This is a genomic window from Pseudomonas laurylsulfativorans, from assembly GCF_002906155.1.
Lineage (GTDB): Bacteria > Pseudomonadota > Gammaproteobacteria > Pseudomonadales > Pseudomonadaceae > Aquipseudomonas > Aquipseudomonas laurylsulfativorans.
Map to the genome: position 1 here is coordinate 1,114,578 of NZ_MUJK01000001.1, position 15,233 is coordinate 1,129,810.

Consider the following 15,233-nt stretch of genomic DNA (forward strand, 5'->3'; position numbering starts at 1 on the left):
CAAGGGGCTTTATGATGAATCTGAACAATCAACCAACTATCGATGAACTGGCTCGTATGTTCGCTGCAAAAAAAGACAGCCACGACAACCATATTCTCTGGATCAGCAAGTGTGGCCAGGTTCATATCGACTGCCTGTCGCCGCATGCCCATGAAGCAGAGTTCGACCAGAACAACCAGAACCTGCTGGCCCGACTGAAGATGTACCGTCGCGGCCAGGGCTATGTTGGCAAGAAAGCCGCAGCCGACAAGGACTTCATCGGTAACGTTCTGCAAACCCTGAAACAGGCCTGGGCCTCGATGCAGGATCAGAACGAAGTTCGGGTGATTGACCGGCTCTACTAATTATTATTGATAAACAAAGCCTGCTCCCAATAAGGAGCAGGTTTTTTTTGGTTCTTCACGCATTCCCGGGAAACTGTAGGAGCCGGCTTGCCGGCGATGGACTCAAGTGCGCCGCGTTTATCCAGTTCATACGCGTTATCGTTAACGACCATCGCCGGCAAGCCGGCTCCTACAGGGGTTTGTGGTGTTCAGGAAAAATCGGTTCCTGACACCAGCGCCACAAACGCCAGTGACGCCGCACTGTGATAGTTGTTCTTGCGCCGCAGCAACGCGGCCCCACGTTCAGGCGCTGCGCCCTGCATGGAAAGTCTGCGCAATGCCCGATCCTGAGTGGCGATGGGTTCCGGCAGGATGGTGGCGATGGCGGAGTGCCGGATGACTTCCAACAGCGTATTGACCGAATTCACTTCAATCGCCACCTTGGGCGTGATGTGCGCCTGCGCGAAATACTCATCGATACAGGTGCGGGTGATGTAGTCCGGGGTCAGCAGGGCAAACTCAAGCTCGGCCACCTCTTCGGCGGACAACGCCTCCTGACGCTCGTACAGCGGATGATCCCGCCCGACCATCAACCCCAGGGTCTCGGTAAAGGCCGGGATCGATTCGATGTCGGTGCTTCGTACCTGATCAAACGCAATCGCGATATCCAGCGAATCATCCGCCAGCCCGGCCTCGATCTCGTCCATCGACAGTTCGAAAATCTCCAGGTGGATGTTCGGGTAGCGCGCCACGTAGTCGCGCACCAGCGGCCCTACCAGATAGGCCATGAAGGTCGGCGTCATGGCCAGGCGCAAGCTGCCGCGGGACAAATCCTTCACGTCATGCAACGCACGCTTGCCCGCTTCCAGCTCCACCAGTACCCGCCGCGCGCATTCAATGTAGGCCTCGCCGGCATCGGTGGGTTTGACCGTGCGCGAGGTGCGGTCGAACAGGCTCACACCCAGGGTTTCCTCCAGTTGGCGGATCTGCTGCGACAAGGTCGGCTGGGACACGTGCAGCACTTCGGCGGCGCGGGTGAATCCACCGTGTTCGGCCACCGCCAGCAGGTAACGCAAATGTCGAAGCAACATGGGATTCTCCATCTATAGGCAGTGCTTATGGATCGCATTGTATATCGATCTTGGACGCTATGGATGGATCGGCAGAAGATGGCCCCACACCCAAGCAACACCACTGCTGATAGGAGAATCACCATGCAACAGTCCCATGCCTACAACGACCCAAGCCTGGCCCTGACCACTTCTGTCCTGGATGCCAAGGCGCGCAAAAACCTGTCGTGGCAGGACCTCGCCGACGGCACCGGTTTGAGCCTGGCCTACGTCACCGCCGCCCTGCTCGGCCAACACCCGCTGCCGGAAACTGCCGCCCAAGTCGTCGGCGACAAACTGGAGCTGGACGCCGACGCCGTGGCCCAACTGCAGATCATCCCGCTGCGCGGCAGCCTCTCGGGTGTGCCGACCGACCCGACCATCTACCGCTTCTACGAAATGATCCAGATCTATGGCACCACCCTCAAAGCCCTGGTTCATGAGCAGTTCGGCGACGGCATCATCAGCGCGATCAACTTCAAGCTCGACATGAAGAAAGTCGAAGATCCGGAAGGCGGCTCCCGCGCCGTCATCACCCTCGACGGCAAGTTCCTGCCCCTGCGTCCTTTCTAAGTTGATACCGGCCCGCACACCCCGTGCGGGCCGAACCTCGCTCATCCAAGAGGAAGTGATCATGAAAGCGCTCATCGACGGTTTTTTGAAGTTCCAGAAAGAAGCCTTTCCGCAACGTACCGACCTGTTCAAGCACCTGGCCACCACCCAACATCCGGGCACGCTGTTCATTACCTGCTCCGACAGCCGTGTAGTGCCGGAACTGCTGACCCAACAAGAACCCGGTGAACTGTTCGTGATCCGTAACGCCGGCAACATCGTGCCGTCCTACAGCCCACATCCGGGTGGCGTTTCGGCCACGGTCGAATACGCCGTCGCCGTGCTCGGTGTCACCGACATCGTGATCTGCGGCCATTCGGACTGTGGCGCCATGACGGCCGTGGCCAAGTGCACCTGCATGGATCACCTGCCCGCCGTCAGCGGCTGGCTGCAACACGCCGAGTCGGCGAAAGTGATCAACGAGGGGCGGCCACACGCCAGTGAAGCGGCCAAGGTCAGTTCGATGGTTCGGGAGAATGTCATCGCCCAACTGGCCAATATCCAGACACACCCAAGCGTGCGGCTGGCCCAGGAAAAAGGCCTGTTGAACCTACACGGCTGGGTGTACGACATCGAGACCGGTTCGATCGACGCGCTGGATGCCGACAGCCGAAGCTTCGTGTCGCTGGTCGAGCATCCGGGCACATGTGCCGTATCGGCCAAAGCGATCAAAGCCGCTTGATCAGCACCGCGGCCTGATCGAAAAAGTGACCGCCCTTGCAGCGGTCACGGCTCCGGCTCTCTCAGCGTTTGACGCCCAGATCGATCTGGGTCATGCGGCTACGGATCGTGAACACGCCATCACCCGAGAGAATCGCACTGCGCGCAAACAGGCGCCCGCTCTCCCAGTTCGAAAGCCCCAGTTCCGGCTTGTTCAGCGCGTACTGGCCGTCGACCCAGCGGGTAATGCCATTGCCGACAAAGGGCGCGTTGACGGCGTTGTAGAAACGCTCCTGAGCCTCGGCACCTTCACTGATCAACGACACGGTAAATTGCGGGCTGTAGCGATTGAACAAGGCAATGGCGCCGTCCAGGTCGTCGACGATTTTCAGGCTGACTTCCGGGGTTTCTTCCCACTCCCACTCGCGGCCCAATTGGTCTTCCGGCAATGGTTCGGCCTGTGCCTCGGTCTGATAGCCTTCGGCGCGGTACACCTCGACCGATGCAGTCAGCCAGTCTTGCGGCAGGTGCGACCCGCTGCCTTCGACGATGTGCAGCTTGCAGCCCTGCCCCCGAGCGGTGCCGGCCTGCTTCAATGCGTCGAGGAACAGCGGCACCAGCTCAGCGGCGCGATCGCGGTGGATCAGGCAGACGTTCAGGGTGTTGCAGACCTTGCGGTCCAGGGAGTTGCGCACCACGGCGGCAAAGCGCCGGGCATCGGCATCGGCGTTGGCAATCAGCCAGGCGCCACCGGTGCCATGCAGGCTGACTGCCGTACCGGCCTGTTGCGCGATGCTGCCCAACTGACTGACAGCGCGACCAGAACCACGGGCCACCGCCAATGACAGGCGCCGGTCAGCGAACATCGCCCAACCGGCGGCGTGATTGACGCTTTCCACCAGCGACACCGCACCGGCCGGCAAGCCAGCGTCGACCAGTGCCGGGTTCAGCGCGTGGGTAACGATCGCCTGGGCCGTGCCCAACGCATCACTGCCGATGCGCAGCACCGCGGTGTTGCCGGTGCGCAACACACCGGCCGCATCGGCAAACACATTCGGCCGGCCTTCGAAGACGAACGCGACGATGCCCAACGGCGAGACCACTTGCTCGACTTTCCAGCCATCGTGCTCGACACAACTGATCACTTTGCCTCGGCTGGCGGCTGCATCACGCCAGGCGCGCAGGCCGGCGATCATGTCGCGACGCATGCGCTCATCGGCCAGCAAGCGGGTGGTCGAGCGACCACGCGCCTTGGCCCGCTCGATGTCGGCCAGGTTGGCGGCCTCGATCAGCGCCCAGCATTCCGGGGTTTCCAGGCGTTGGGCAAACCGGTCGAAAAAGGCGCTGATGGCTTGATCGGAAACCGCCGACAGCGCAGTAAACGCCGCCTGGGCACGCTCGATCGCGACGTTGGCCGCCTGCTGGTCCGCCACAGGGATCAACAGCAACTCGCCGCTAACCTGCTCCACCAGCAGGTGGTCACCGGGCTGGAAGCGTTGCGCCAGTTCGGGGCTGACGACAGTGACACGGTTACCGGCGAAAGGGATTGGCGTGCCAGCGACTAGACGTTCGAGCGCAAGAGACATGAAGCGGTATCACCATGCTGTGGGTGGCCGGAAAATGTATAGCAATTTCCCTGTAGGAGCGAGCTTGCTCGCGATGGCGGAGTGTCAGGCGCTATTGATGCTGGATGGAATGGCCTCTTCGCGAGCAGGCTCGCTCCCACAGGAATAAGTCAGTGGTGCCAGGTTACGTACCTCAATGTATACAGCCCCGCCCCTGACACACCCCACACTCAAAACCCCGCCACAACGACACACCGCAGATACACCCCGCTGATCAAATTCACCTGTCGATTGGCCAAACCGGTCAAAGCGCTCAACTCACGGGGCATGCCATTGCCCCGCCTCCCTGACCTGAAAGAGATCAACGCCATGAGCACCTCCATTTCTTCGGCCGTCAAAGGCCTGCACCTGAACCTCGACCGTGCCGGCGACTGGGTTGCGCCCCTGGCGCTGCGGGTGTTCCTCGCCTGGGAATTCCTCGAGTCCGGCCTGGAGAAATTCAACGGACAGAACTGGTTCGCCGATATCCAGCAACGCTTCCCGTTTCCCTTCGACCACATTCCAGCCACGTTGAACTGGGAACTGTCGATGTGGGCCGAACTGATCTTTTCCATGACCTTACTGCTGGGCCTGGGCACGCGCTTCTCCGCGTTGAGCCTGATGGTGGTGACGCTCGTTGCCACCGCCGCCATCCATTGGCCCGCCGACTGGCATACCCTGAGTGAACTTGCCCAGGGCTATGCCATCAGCAACAAGGGTTACGGCAACTTCAAGCTGCCATTGATCTACCTTGTGGCCTTCACACCGCTGTTGCTGTCCGGTGGCGGCAAGCTCAGCATCGATGCGCTGTTGGCTCGTTTCATCTGGCGTCGCTGAAACGAAAGCTGCAACGCGGGCAAAAAAAGGTTCTTCACGCAACGCAATACCTGTAGGAGCCAGCTTGCTGGCGATAGCCTCAAGTGCGCCGCGTTTACCCGGTTCACACGCGTTATCGTTAACGACCATCGCCAGCAAGCTGGCTCCTACAAGGGACCGGGCCCACGCTGAAAATAAAGGGACTTCCATGAAGTCCCCTGTTTTTTTGCCCGGAGCTAGCGAATCACTTCCTCCAGCCCGGTTTCTTCGACCACCTTCGGATGCGCACTGCGTTCATGCACATGGGATTGCGGTGTGCGGTCAATCAGCAGGCTCAGCAGTTCCGGACGGCTGTAGTGGCCGCGGGAATCCATCATGCGTTTGCGCTTGTCGATCAGCTCCATGTCGAGGTCAGCGATCACCTCGCCCTCTCCTTCCTGCAACGAACCCAGCACTGTGCCATCCGGACTGACGATCGCGGTATAGCAACCGCCAGAAATCGGGCCGATGGCGCAACCGGTGTCGGCCATGATCTGCGCCTGCTGCTCCGGGTACAGCCACGCGGTGGCGTTGACCACAAAGCACGCTGCCTCCAGGGCATGCTGGCGAATGCTGACTTCCATTTGCGAGGCGAACAAAGGACCGGCAAACGACCCCGGGTACATGGCCGCATGGATCTGTTCGCCATCGGCCATCAAGGCATAACGGGCCAGCGGATTGAAATGCTCCCAGCAGGCCAATTGGCCGATACGCCCTACCGCGCTGTCGACGGCCCGCAGGCCGGAGCCGTCGCCCATGCCCCAGATCATGCGTTCGTGGTAGGTCGGGGAAATCTTGCGGCGACGCTGGATCAGCGCGCCGTCGGCATCGAACAGCAATTGCGTGTTGTACAGCGAACCGCCATCGCGCTCGTTGACGCCGATGGACACGACCATGCCGGTTTGCCTGGCCGCAGCGCCGATGGCATCGGTGGCAGCCGAAGGCACGGTGACAGCCTGGTCCAACAGCTTGAGGTGTTCGCCAGCCATTTCGAACGGCGACTGCACGTAGGAAAAATACGGGTAGTACGGCACGACAGTTTCCGGAAACACAGCGAATTGCACGCCCTGTTCGCCGAGTTCGAGAATCTTCTGCACCACCTTGTCGACGGTGCCTTCTCGGCTGTAAAGGACAGGGCTGATTTGTACGGCGGCGGCTTTGACGAGGGTCATGGCGGTGATCTCAGTGAGGGAAACGCTTCAACGAGATCAATATTACAATAATAATATTAAGTCCTGAATGTCGTATACACCACCTTTCAGGACATCATAAAGTCAGCCCCGACTGGCACGCTGAATCACCTGCGGCGGCTGCCCGAACGCACGAATGAATGCACGGCGCATGCGTTCCCGATCACCAAAACCCGTGTCCGCTGCCACCACATCGATGGAGTGCCTGCCGCTTTCCATCATCAACCGGGCCGACTCGACCCGCAGGCTTTCGATGGCCTTGGCCGGAGACTGGCCGGTTTCGGCATGAAACACCCGGCTGAATTGCCGAGGGCTGAGATTGGCCGCGCTGGCCAGCTCCTCGACCGTCAGCGCGGCCTTGAGATTCTGCTTGGCGTAGTTCAGCGCGGCCTGTATCCGATCGGTCTTGGGGGCCAGTTCCAGCATCACCGAAAACTGCGACTGCCCGCCGGAACGCCGGTGGTACACCACCAATTGCCGTGCGACCTTGCGGGCAACGTCGCCCCCCAGGTCCATCTCTACCAGCGCCAAAGCCAGGTCCACGCAAGCGCTCATGCCCGCCGCGGTCCACAGGTGACCATCGTTGATGAAGATCCGGTCTTCCTCGACCTTCACGTTCGGGTACGCCTTGCGAAAGGCCGGTACATGCGCCCAGTGGGTGGTCGCCCTTCGCCCATCGAGCAAACCGGCCTCCGCCAATGCATTCGCCCCGGTGCAAATCGATCCCAGACGCCGGGTGCCGAGACTGGCGCGGCGCAAGAACTCCAGCATGCCCGGCGTGGTTGGGCGAATCAGGTTGTCGCCCATGACCAGCAGCGTATCGAACCCGCGCTGGTCGAACGCTTCGGTCTGCACGGCGAAACCGGCGGACGTCTGCACCAGCCCACCCGTTTCTGACAGCAATGCCATGCGATACAGCGGCTCGTCACCGGCACTGTTGGCCAACTCAAAGGCGGCACACATGGCCAGGCCCAGAACCTGAAAACCGGGGTAAACAATGAGTCCGATCTGGTGCATGGTGATATGACCCTAAACGTGGCATGCCCGAGATTCAGGCCAGAACCTGCACTTTAACCCGGACAGCTCGCACCGGACACAGGGCGGAGCGCCTCGCGCATTGGCCGATAGCGACGGATAATAAAATGGTCTGCATCTCACCGAGGAATTGAAAGATGTCACTGACTCTTTATTTCCATCCGCTCTCATCGTTCTGCCACAAAGCGCTGATCGCGCTCTATGAACTGGACATCGCGTTTGAAAAACGGATCATGGATTTGGGCAACGACGCAGACCGGGCCGAGCTTCAAGCGCTGTGGCCGATCGGCAAATTCCCGGTGCTCCGCGATCACACCCGGCAAAAAGATGTACCGGAGTCGAGTGTGATCATCGAATATCTGGACCGGCTTCATCCCGGTCAGGCACAACTGATTCCGCTCGATTGGGAAGCCGCCCTGGAAGTACGGCTGTGGGATCGCTTTTTCGACCTCCATGTGCAGGTGCCGATGCAGAAGATCGTCGCAGACCGAATGAATGCCGCAAACGGCGACCTGACCCGCGAACGCGCAGCGCTGACAACCGCGTACGGCATGCTTGAACGTCAGCTGACGGCAAGAACCTGGGTGGCCAGCCCGGCGTTCAGCATGGCCGATTGCGCCGCCGCCCCGGCGCTCTTCTACGCCAGCACCCTCGTACCCTTTGCCGACGAGCATCACCACTTGAGTGCTTATTTCGACAGGTTGACCCAAAGACCCTCGGTCGCGCGGGTCATCGACGAGGCAAGCCCCTTTTTTTCCTGGTATCCGTTTGCCGAGTCCATCCCGGAGCGCTTTCGGTAGAGGCACCCGTGCAGTAGAGGAATAGGAGGCAAAAACGAAAAATCCCCTTGCTCCATCGAGAATGGATCATGGGGATCAGCAAAAAGAACACCCGCGAGCCTTGGCCGAACGCTGGTTGGCAAGGGAACATCCGGGGTATGAACAACGAACGCAAAAAACCGGCGAATCGGCGAATAACAACCGTCGGTCGAGTGTTATCTGATTGCGCTGGAAGAAAAAATGGCAGGGGCGGCTGGATTCGAACCAACGCATGGCAGGATCAAAACCTGCTGCCTTACCGCTTGGCGACGCCCCTGTATCTGTTGCGATGAGTGCCTGGCACTCGCTTTCTTGAGTGGCAACAAGTGCTGTTGCCTGCTTGCATGACAGGCTCCCTGAGGGCCTGTGCAAGAGTGGGCGGAAATTTACCAACTTTTTCCTCGTCTGGGAAGCCCCTTTAAAAGAATTTGTTTTTTTAAAACAGACGCTTAGTGCTGAGTCGAATCCCGGGAGAGTGATCAGCGTACGTTCAGCCCGACCTCGTCTGCTACGCTTTTCTTTTAGGGAATGGAGTCGGACTCGATTGCGCAACAACCCTTCCTTTGCCATTTGAGGACGCCAAATGTGAAAGGCAAATTGATGGGCACCTTTTCCACTCTCCTGGTGGTCGGGGCCGCGATTTATGGGCTCAACACCTGGGAACACATCGAGAGCCAGCGACAGGAAGCGGTCTGCAGGGCCGCCCGGGAGCATCTCAACGGCCTGGAAACCCAGGTGCGGGCCATGGCTTCCGGGTTGACGGTCGAAGCCTATGCCGAAGCCGAAAAAGCCGAGGCCGGGCAACTGGTCCTGGCACTTGATACAGCCAAGAATGAAGCAGAGGTCAATGCCGTCATCGACAAGCACGCCGCTGCCATCGAAGCGCAGATATCGGCCGAAGACGCAGAAGTCCAGTCCCGGGGTGATCAACCCTTCCTCGGCCAGGAACTCAAAAAGCAACGCATCCGCACCGACGTCAAACAGGAATTCAAACGGGCTGAAAAAGCCGTCGCCGACACCTGTGGATAGTGTCGACCGCCAGCACCAGGTTTGTCGCCAGCGTCTAGACTTCAGCACAAGCAAGTAGCAACCAGACTCCGCGTTTATAACAATAAAACTACTAAAAACGAGGACGCCCCAACTTTGAAAACATCAATCCTCTGCGCCATGGCGAGCCTGCTGGTGTCGGTCGCGGTGTCTGCCAACGGCGTCATTCCAGTCCTCGAACTGGACTTCACACGGTCCGCGACGGAAACCCTGAAAAAAATCGGCATCAATGACGCGTGCATCATCGGCGCCTCGAACCCCGTTGCGTTCACTTATTGCCGGGAAGGATCGACGACACTCTGGAAGTATCAGGCATTGGACCTGGAGCAAATGGCGGTGATGCGCAGTGATGCAAAGCAGCCCCTGACAAACAACCAGCCCATTTCTGTCATCGAGTTCAATAGCGCGGCCTGTGAACACGAGAACAGCCTGGCCGCCGCTGAAAAACCGGCAACGGCACGTTGGCTGATCCTCGGTCTGATAGCCATGTCCCTGCTGATCGGCTTGCGCTACAGCTATGGGGCCATGCTGCAGCGCCGCCAGAACGCCACCGCGTACTCGCAACCCGATGAGCAAGCGCCGAGCGAATTTCAGGCAACCGCACAAACAAAAGCCCTGGCAGCGTTTGGCCTCGCCGTTGCCGTGGCCGTCGTTTACTTCAACTACACAGGGTATTGAACAACAGGTGAGCGCGCCGTTGCAGCGCGCTCACCGGTCACTCAGTGCGGCGCGCGCGGGATGGTCTTGAGCAGGTCTTCGGGGCTGATGTGACCGACCACGCTGCCCGGTTGCGGCAGGTTGAGGATGTGGCCCTTCATCTTGCCGATGATGTGCATCTCGCAAGGCTTGCAGTCGAACTTCAACGTCAGCACTTCATCGCCATGAATCAGTTGCATCGGCGCGACCTTGGTGCGCACGCCAGTGACGCCCTTGGCCTGTTTCGGGCACAGATTGAAGGAGAAACGCAGGCAGTGCTTGGTGATCATCACCGGCACTTCGCCCGGCTCCTCGTGGGCCTCGTAGGCCGCATCGATCAGCTTGACGCCATGGCGGTGATAGAAGTCGCGGGCCTTCTGGTTGTAGACGTTGGCCAGGAACGACAGGTGCGAGTCCGGGTATACCGGCGGCGGTGTGGTTTCGGCTTTACGGCTGCCACGCGGGTGCGCGGCGACCCGCGCTTGGGTCAAGGCTTCAATCACTTCACGGCGCAAGGCCTTGAGCTGCGAGTTCGGAATGAAGTACGCCTGCGACGCGTCCAGCTTGATGTCGATGGCGTGGTACTGCGTGGTACCCAACTGGCCGAGCAGATCCTGCAATTGCTCCAGCGCCTGTTCCGGCTTGTTGGCGGCACCGAACGGGCCGTCCAGAGTGACGCTGGCGCTGATGCCTTCCTCGCTGGTAGCGGTCAGTTCCAGCTGTTCTTCACGCAGGCGGGCGACCCAGCTAAGGGCAATGCGACGCTCGGCGGAGGTCTTTTGCAGCGCCTGTTGCCAGTTGTGATCCAGATTGCGGTTCAGCGGATGGTTGGGACGCAGCTTGTACATCCCCTCCGGCATCTCATTGGGCTCGACGCGATAGCGATAGCGCTTCTCGCCGTCCTCCTCGAACTCGCCTTTGGGTTCGGCGATGTTGGCGCGGAAACCCACCACTTCACGCTTGACCAGCACATTGAGACCGTCGCCGTTGGACAGCGGTTCGTGCGTCACGACCTGCATGTCACGCTTGGCCACTTTCTCCACCACACCCACCGGCAGACCGGTGAAGGTCGGCGAGTCGAAGGCACCGATATCGATCTTGCGGTCAGTGACAAAGTAATCGGTGCTGCCACGGTGGAAGGTTTTTTCCGGGTCGGGCAGGAAGAAGTGCGCGGTGCGGCCGCTGGAAGCACGGGCCAGGTCCGGACGGTCTTCGAGCACGGCGTCGAGGCGCTGGCGGTAGTAGGCCGTGATGTTCTTCACATAGCCCATGTCCTTGTAGCGACCCTCGATCTTGAACGAACGCACGCCGGCCTCGACCAGGGCGCGGATGTTGGCGCTCTGGTTGTTGTCCTTCATCGACAGCAGGTGCTTTTCGTAAGCGATCACGCCACCCTTTTCGTCCTTGAGGGTGTACGGCAGACGGCAAGCCTGCGAGCAGTCGCCACGGTTGGCGCTGCGCCCGGTCTGCGCGTGGGAAATGTTGCACTGGCCGGAAAACGCCACGCACAACGCGCCGTGGATAAAGAACTCGATGGCCGCGTCGGTTTCGTCGGCGATGGCGCGGATCTCCTGGAGGTTCAGCTCACGGGCCAGAACCAGTTGCGAGAAACCGGCCTGATCGAGGAACTTCGCCCGCTCCAGGGTGCGGATGTCAGTCTGGGTACTGGCGTGCAGTTCGATCGGCGGAATGTCCAGCTCCATCACACCCAGGTCCTGGACGATCAGCGCATCGACGCCGGCGTCGTACAACTGGTGGATCAGCTTGCGGGCCGGTTCCAGTTCGTTGTCGTGCAGGATCGTATTGATGGTGGTGAACACGCGCGCGTGGTAGCGACGGGCAAATTCCACCAATTGGGCGATATCGCTCACTTCGTTGCAGGCGTTGTGGCGAGCCCCGAAGCTCGGACCACCAATGTAGATGGCATCGGCGCCATGCAGGATGGCCTCGCGGGCGATGTCAACATCGCGGGCAGGGCTGAGCAGTTCCAGGTGATGTTTGGGCAAAGACATAGTTTTTTTAGTCAGGCTTATCACGGTCGAGGCGTGCATTGTAGCGGCGAAACACCTGACCGGCACCCGTGTGCTGCCCGATGGCGCATTGAGTGGACCTGACCTGCCTGAATCCCTGTAGGAGCGAGCCTGCTCGCGATGGACGTTAACGATGACGCGGGCATTCTGTATGCACGCGTCGCCCTTATGTTCATCGCGAGCAGGCTCGCTCCTACAGGGTCTTGTGGTGTTAATTCAGGCCTTGGCCGCCATCGCGGTCACTTCCACGCGCATGCCTTCAACTGCCAACGAGGCAACCCCGACAGCAGCGCGCACCGGCCATGGTTTGGCGAAGAAACGCTTGTAGACCTCGTTGAACGCGGCGCGATCGGCCATGTCGGTGAGGTAGATAGTCAAGTGCATCACGCGATCCATGGAACTGCCGGCACGCTCCAGCGCGACCTTCAGCGCTTGCAGGGTGCATTCGCTTTGCAGGGTGATGTCGCCCAGTTCCAGGCTGCCGTCGGCGCGGGTGGGGATCTGGGTGGAGACCAGCACACCGCCGAAACCGACGACGTCGGAGGAAATCGAATCGGCATCGAGGTCGGGAGTAAAGGTCAAGTCGTGGTTTGCCATGGGAGCTCTCTTGCTTGATGGGGTGAGGCAGGTGCCTTTTGCGCCGCCAGTTTACAGGGCCGTGCCCGGCGCGTCGCTAATCCAGAGCGGACGGTTGCGCGTGCCCGGTGGCCTGGCGGTACTGCACCGTGGCCGGCATCCGCGCGCTCAATGAAAACAGCCTGGGTGCCTGGCACCGGTTACTGGAAGCATTGCGCAAATGGCCGCTCCGTTGACCGGCGCCCAGCCCCACGACCTGCCGGCGACGGTGGCGTACCGGCTGGATCGATTCTGAGGACAACGACCGCAGACACTGGTGTGCCCACCATCACTGCAAGGGCGAGAACTTCGCGGGCAGGTAGATCGTCGAGCGCATGTCGCGCAGTTGCGGGCCGGAGTTTTCCGGCGGCCAGACGCCGTCGGCGACCGCCTGGGTGCGCACCTGCAAGCGCTGTTCAAGGCTGGCCCACGGCCAGATATGCAGATAGCGCGGCAGCGCACCGTCGGTGGCGTAGAACGCCGCGTATACCGGCGAATACTGCTCGGCGGTCCGTGCCACGATGGCTTTGCTCCAGCCGTCGACGGTCGGCTGCAAGCCGCTGCCGACCAAGTCGTAGACGCGCAACTCATAGAACGAACCATGCTGGCCGGCGCTCAAGGGTTCGAGGAAGGGAAACAGCGTGTAGTTTTCGATGCGCAGATCGCTGATGAATTCGCCGATACCGAAGACCTCGCCCCCCAGCAGGAAACGCTCGCGCTCGGCTTGCCGCAGGCTTTCGTCCCCATAGCCGCGCAGCACGGCAATCTGGTTCAACTGGCCGATCTCCGAGGCCCAGCAGCCCATCAACGTGCCGCCGACTTGCGGCTTCGCCAACGCTGTCTCGATGCGTACCAGCGCATCGGCCACCGTGCGCACGCGCACGGTAAAAGTGATCAGTTCAAAAAAACGCATAGCGACTCCGGCGAACGGCTTTCAAAGCCCACAGCCTATGGCAGTCCCCGGACGCTGAATATTGAGGCAATCACCATCGCTGACGGTAATTGCCGCAGGAAGCTAGGTAGTTTCTTTACCAAAGAGCCGTCGAACACGATCCAACGGCGCTAATTTGGTTACGCGCCCAGTTGCAACAGGAAATCCTGCACGTAAGGCACCACCGACACACCGGCATGCGCGGTGTTGGGAACGATATCCTGCTGGACCCGAATGTCATGGGCCTCCAGGTTGCGTGCCAGTGTTGCATTGCGCTCGACCCGGGTGCGCCCCGCATCGTTGATGCCTTCCTTGTATTGCACTGAACCGGGAGCGTAATGGATCTCCCAGGTTTCCAGGTCAGCGGCGCCCACCAGCAATTGCACATCCACTTCCCGCAGAGCTTCAAGGTTCAGGCTTTTACCGAAAATAGCCTCGATCCCGCCAGTGCCCACCCACCAGTCGCGGCTCTCGTCGATCAAGGTCACCGAGCCCGGCGCACCAATGGAAACTGAACGCAGGCGCTCGGGGTGCAGGTAGTAGAACCGGTTGGCGAAATGGCCACCGCCGGAATAGCCAAACAATGAAAACCGCTCGAACGACGTGTTCAACGCGGCGCTCACTTCTTCGACCATGGCCAGCAGGACTTCGTCATAACGAATGTCGCCTTCCTTCAGGTACTTGAAACCGTGCGGGTTACCGTCACCCAATGGACCGACTGGAAACAGCGGCGCGAGAATGATGTAGCGGTTGAAGCGGCCGAACTCGGCAAACGCGTCCCGATACTCGACCATCGTACGTCCGGTACCATGCACGGCGACCAGCAGGCGATGGCCTTCAGGTGCCTGGTCAAAGGTTTGCGGAACATACAGGCAATAGGAAAAACGCGGATCCTTGCGGCAGGAAAAGATGGTGGTGCTGCCGCGATAGTACATCTGGCGATGCCGCGCTTCTGGAGTGTCTTGTTGGTTGCTCAACATTGTGAAACCTCGTTGATAACTGTGCCATTATTGATAACTACAGCGGGTAAGGGTCGTGCACGGCTGACGACTCACACGCCCACGACCAAGATTTGTGGAAGTCATCCTTGAACAAAAAAACCACCGATCGCAGCCAACTGGTGCTGCTGATTTCAAACGACATCAATGCCGGCGTGCTTCCGACCGGCAGCTGGCTCAAACAGATCGACCTTGAACTGCGTTACGGCGCAACACGGCTGGACATCCGCCGGGCGCTGGACCAACTGGTCCAGAAGAACATGGTCGAACACATCCCCAATCGGGGTTACTACGTACACACCCCTGACCTGACCCAGGTCTCCGATACCCGCGAAGTGCGCATCGCCCTCGAGTGCGCCGCCGTCGACCAGATGGTCGTCACCGAAGAGCGTCTGCAGGCACTGGACGTCATCGCCCAACGCTTTGCCCGCCTGGTGAACGAAGGCACGATGCAGGAGTGCTACATCGCCAACCTGGAGTTTCACCGCGGCATCTACGACATGTGCACCAACCGGGTCATGATCGAGTTCATTGAAGAGATTCGCAGCCGGCCACCGTCGTCTCCAGGTGGCACCTGGCGCACGCACCTGCGTGCCGAGCAGTCGAGCCGCGAACACTTCCAGATCCTTGAAGCCCTGCGTAACGATGACCGCGACCATCTCAAGCGGCTGATCGCGGCACACATTCGTCAAACCCCACTGCAACCGTGA

The 15,233-nt window shown here is 60.1% G+C and carries 16 protein-coding genes and 1 tRNA gene; 8 read left to right on the plus strand and 9 right to left on the minus strand.

Annotated elements, in window-relative coordinates; translation table 11 throughout:
- Positions 1 to 14 precede the first annotated feature (14 nt).
- Complete coding sequence (locus B0D71_RS04925) at positions 15 to 344, plus strand: hypothetical protein (protein WP_103393738.1); 330 nt, start codon at positions 15 to 17, stop codon at positions 342 to 344.
- 188 nt (positions 345 to 532) lie between these two features.
- On the opposite strand, the gene cynR is transcribed toward B0D71_RS04925, so the two are convergent.
- Positions 533 to 1,414 carry a transcriptional regulator CynR gene (gene cynR, locus B0D71_RS04930; RefSeq protein ID WP_103393739.1) on the minus strand — a complete coding sequence of 294 codons (882 nt, stop codon included), beginning with the start codon at positions 1,412 to 1,414 and terminating at the stop codon, positions 533 to 535.
- Positions 1,415 to 1,537: 123 nt separating this feature from the next.
- On the opposite strand from cynR, the gene cynS reads away from it, so the two are divergent.
- The gene (cynS, locus tag B0D71_RS04935) at positions 1,538 to 2,005 is read left to right on the plus strand and encodes a cyanase (protein ID WP_103393740.1); all 468 of its coding nucleotides are present in this window, start codon (positions 1,538 to 1,540) and stop codon (positions 2,003 to 2,005) included.
- Between the two features lie 61 nt (positions 2,006 to 2,066).
- The gene (locus B0D71_RS04940) at positions 2,067 to 2,726 is read left to right on the plus strand and encodes a carbonic anhydrase (protein WP_008046959.1); all 660 of its coding nucleotides are present in this window, start codon (positions 2,067 to 2,069) and stop codon (positions 2,724 to 2,726) included.
- A 61-nt stretch (positions 2,727 to 2,787) separates the two neighbouring features.
- Here the strand turns inward: B0D71_RS04940 and B0D71_RS04945 are convergent, their stop codons facing one another.
- Entirely contained in the window at positions 2,788 to 4,290 is a 1,503-nt protein-coding gene (locus B0D71_RS04945) for an aldehyde dehydrogenase family protein (RefSeq protein WP_103393741.1), read from the minus strand.
- 348 nt (positions 4,291 to 4,638) lie between these two features.
- Between B0D71_RS04945 and B0D71_RS04955 the strand changes: the two genes are divergently transcribed.
- The gene (locus B0D71_RS04955) at positions 4,639 to 5,145 is read left to right on the plus strand and encodes an HvfX family Cu-binding RiPP maturation protein (RefSeq protein WP_103393742.1); all 507 of its coding nucleotides are present in this window, start codon (positions 4,639 to 4,641) and stop codon (positions 5,143 to 5,145) included.
- A gap of 215 nt (positions 5,146 to 5,360) precedes the next feature.
- Here the strand turns inward: B0D71_RS04955 and B0D71_RS04960 are convergent, their stop codons facing one another.
- Both B0D71_RS04960 and B0D71_RS04965 read right to left on the minus strand, forming a co-directional pair.
- Positions 5,361 to 6,335 carry a nitrilase-related carbon-nitrogen hydrolase gene (locus tag B0D71_RS04960; RefSeq protein ID WP_103393743.1) on the minus strand — a complete coding sequence of 325 codons (975 nt, stop codon included), beginning with the start codon at positions 6,333 to 6,335 and terminating at the stop codon, positions 5,361 to 5,363.
- 102 nt (positions 6,336 to 6,437) lie between these two features.
- Positions 6,438 to 7,370 carry a GlxA family transcriptional regulator gene (locus B0D71_RS04965; protein WP_103393744.1) on the minus strand — a complete coding sequence of 311 codons (933 nt, stop codon included), beginning with the start codon at positions 7,368 to 7,370 and terminating at the stop codon, positions 6,438 to 6,440.
- Between the two features lie 155 nt (positions 7,371 to 7,525).
- Between B0D71_RS04965 and B0D71_RS04970 the strand changes: the two genes are divergently transcribed.
- Positions 7,526 to 8,188 carry a glutathione S-transferase family protein gene (locus tag B0D71_RS04970; RefSeq protein ID WP_103393745.1) on the plus strand — a complete coding sequence of 221 codons (663 nt, stop codon included), beginning with the start codon at positions 7,526 to 7,528 and terminating at the stop codon, positions 8,186 to 8,188.
- A gap of 220 nt (positions 8,189 to 8,408) precedes the next feature.
- Here the strand turns inward: B0D71_RS04970 and B0D71_RS04975 are convergent.
- Positions 8,409 to 8,483, minus strand: a tRNA-Gln gene (locus B0D71_RS04975).
- Positions 8,484 to 8,806: 323 nt separating this feature from the next.
- Between B0D71_RS04975 and B0D71_RS04980 the strand changes: the two genes are divergently transcribed.
- Together B0D71_RS04980 and B0D71_RS04985 are read left to right on the plus strand one after the other, a co-directional pair.
- Positions 8,807 to 9,235, plus strand: coding sequence for a hypothetical protein (locus B0D71_RS04980; protein WP_103394023.1), 429 nt, complete (start codon positions 8,807 to 8,809; stop codon positions 9,233 to 9,235).
- A gap of 114 nt (positions 9,236 to 9,349) precedes the next feature.
- Positions 9,350 to 9,931, plus strand: a complete 582-nt coding sequence (locus B0D71_RS04985) for a hypothetical protein (protein WP_240635668.1) — start codon at positions 9,350 to 9,352, stop codon at positions 9,929 to 9,931.
- Positions 9,932 to 9,972: 41 nt separating this feature from the next.
- On the opposite strand, the gene B0D71_RS04990 is transcribed toward B0D71_RS04985, so the two are convergent.
- From B0D71_RS04990 to B0D71_RS05005, 4 genes are all read right to left on the minus strand, one after another.
- Positions 9,973 to 11,961 carry a peptidase U32 family protein gene (locus B0D71_RS04990; protein WP_103393747.1) on the minus strand — a complete coding sequence of 663 codons (1,989 nt, stop codon included), beginning with the start codon at positions 11,959 to 11,961 and terminating at the stop codon, positions 9,973 to 9,975.
- Between the two features lie 234 nt (positions 11,962 to 12,195).
- Positions 12,196 to 12,576: a RidA family protein gene (locus tag B0D71_RS04995; RefSeq protein WP_103393748.1), complete on the minus strand. Its 381-nt coding sequence runs from the start codon at positions 12,574 to 12,576 to the stop codon at positions 12,196 to 12,198.
- Positions 12,577 to 12,883: 307 nt separating this feature from the next.
- Entirely contained in the window at positions 12,884 to 13,507 is a 624-nt protein-coding gene (locus B0D71_RS05000) for an NIPSNAP family protein (protein ID WP_103393749.1), read from the minus strand.
- A 158-nt stretch (positions 13,508 to 13,665) separates the two neighbouring features.
- A complete protein-coding gene (locus B0D71_RS05005; protein ID WP_103393750.1) occupies positions 13,666 to 14,505 on the minus strand; it encodes an alpha/beta hydrolase family protein in 840 nt (279 codons plus the stop codon).
- 107 nt (positions 14,506 to 14,612) lie between these two features.
- Here B0D71_RS05005 and B0D71_RS05010 point away from each other — a divergent pair, with 107 nt between their 5' ends.
- Entirely contained in the window at positions 14,613 to 15,233 is a 621-nt protein-coding gene (locus B0D71_RS05010) for a GntR family transcriptional regulator (RefSeq protein WP_240635669.1), read from the plus strand.